Source organism: Acinetobacter harbinensis, assembly GCF_000816495.1.
GTDB lineage: Bacteria > Pseudomonadota > Gammaproteobacteria > Pseudomonadales > Moraxellaceae > Acinetobacter > Acinetobacter harbinensis.
In genome coordinates, this window is record NZ_JXBK01000003.1 from 5,047 (window position 1) to 5,980 (window position 934).

At 45.0% G+C, this 934-nt stretch carries 2 protein-coding genes; both read left to right on the forward strand.

What is annotated here, in order from left to right:
* On the forward strand, positions 1-707 hold a 707-nt coding region (arsH, locus tag SE27_RS13875; protein ID WP_004644739.1), incomplete at its 5' end, for an arsenical resistance protein ArsH.
* 18 nt (positions 708-725) lie between these two features.
* A partial coding sequence (locus SE27_RS14645; RefSeq protein ID WP_455550016.1) for an NAD(P)/FAD-dependent oxidoreductase occupies positions 726-934 on the forward strand: 209 nt, incomplete at its 3' end.

The following is a 934-nucleotide window of genomic DNA, read 5'->3' on the forward strand; positions in this document are numbered from 1 at the left end:
CTATGAATCTCCCAAATGTAGATCTAAATCTTCTTGAGCAACCCACCTTTGAAAAAGTTCAAGCCAAAGAACTTGCTCATCCTCCGCGAATTTTGCTGCTGTATGGCTCTAATCGAGAACGTTCTTACAGTCGCCTTGCAGTTCTTGAAGCCGGTCGAATCCTTGAGCATTTTGGGGCGGAAATAAAAATCTTTCATCCTAAAGGGCTTCCTTTACCAGAAGATGCGGATACTGAGCATCCCAAAGTAAAAGAACTGCATGAGCTTTTAGCATGGTCAGAAGGCATGGTCTGGTGTTCACCTGAACGCCATGGTTCTATGAGTTCAATCTTTAAATCTCAAATCGACTGGATTCCACTGGCAGGAGGGGCAATCCGTGCAACCCAAGGTAAAACTCTTGCCTTGATGCAAGTCAGTGGCGGATCACAGTCATTTAACAGCCTGAACCAGATGCGTATTTTGGGGCGGTGGATGCGGATGATCACCATTCCAAATCAGTCTTCAGTTCCAAAAGCTTTTTTGGAGTTTGAAGAAGATGGACGAATGAAACCTTCGGCTTTCTATGACCGGATTGTGGATGTGATGGAAGAGTTATTTAAGTTCACCCTACTGACTCGTGGACAAAGCAAATACCTGACAGATCGTTATTCAGAACGTAAGGAATCAGCTGAAGAATTATCTAAACGTGTCAATCAGCGCAGTTTGTAAACTGCTAGGTGATCTTAAATGCAAAAGAGACATTCTAAATTAATCATTCTTGGCTCAGGTCCTGCGGGTTACAGCGCTGCGGTATATGCAGCACGGGCTAATCTTAAACCCACTTTAGTTGCAGGCTTACAACTCGGTGGTCAATTAACCACGACCACTGAAGTCGATAACTGGCCGGGTGATCCAGAAGGTTTAACAGGCCCCGCACTCATGGAACGTATGCAAGC